Here is a 996-nt window from a genome sequence, read left to right as displayed (position 1 = left end):
CAGGCCGGCGACGGCGGCGGCGGCCAGCACGGCGGCCAGCTGGGCCCACGGCACGACGAGTCCGCCGGTCCCCATGACGGGCACGACCACCGCTTCGACGGCGAACCACGCGTAGGCCACCCCCAGCGCGGTCCCCATGAGCGCCGCGACGACCGCCAGCAGCATGCCCTCGGCTGCCAGCATCCGCCGCAGGCCACGACGGGTCAGCCCCAGTGCCCGCAGCAGCGCGTGCTCACGCGCCCGCTCCAGGATCGACAACCCGACGGTGTTGGCGATGCCGACCAGCGCGATCAGCACGCCGACCCCGAGCAGGCCGAGCACGGCCCACACGAGCACGTCCAGCTGCAGAGCGACCCACTGCTGGTCCTGCAGGTTGTTCGAGACCTCGAGACCCGCCTTGCGGGTGGCGACGCCCAGCGCGTCCCCGACCTCGTCGGCGTCCGCACCGCCGTCGGCGATGACCCACAGGGCCTCGGTCGTCGGCTCGCCGGTGAGGCGCTGCAGGACCGCGGGGGAGACGATCGCCGCCTCGCCCGACTCGACCGCGACGAGCTCGGTCGCCAAGGTGACCTCGCCGTGCTCGGTGCGCAACGTCCATCGGTCCGGGACGCCTTCCTCGAAGGTCGTCGCCAGCGCCCACGGGACGAGAACCTGCGTGTCGGAGGCCCGCGTCACCGACGGGTCGTGGGTCAGGCCCCGCTGGGACGCGGTGGGCGCGATGACACTCACGCGGCCGGACTCGGTGGTCGCCCGGGTCCCGGCGAGGGCCAGGACCTTGTCGACGCCGTCGATCCCACGCACGCGGTCCACCGTCTCGGACGCGACCGTCCGCCCGGCGAGGGCGAAGTCGACCGGGTACTCCGCGTCCATCTCCGCGCTGACGACCTGGCGGCCGCTCGTCATGCCGGTCAGGACAGCCGTCGCGAGGGTCACGCCGACCAGCAGCGAGGCGGTGGTGGCGGCGCTGCGTCGCGGGTTGCGGACGGCGTTGGCGGC

The 996-nt window shown here is 74.4% G+C and carries 1 protein-coding gene; it reads right to left on the bottom strand.

All coding sequences use genetic code 11. The annotated features are described in order from the left end of the window. Positions 1-996: ABC transporter permease (locus tag RT323_RS13735; protein WP_313409506.1), on the bottom strand; the 996-nt coding region annotated here is incomplete at both ends.

The sequence above is a fragment of the Aeromicrobium sp. genome (genome assembly GCF_032084975.1).
Lineage (GTDB): Bacteria > Actinomycetota > Actinomycetes > Propionibacteriales > Nocardioidaceae > Aeromicrobium.
This window is presented reverse-complemented; position numbering and strand designations above follow the sequence as displayed.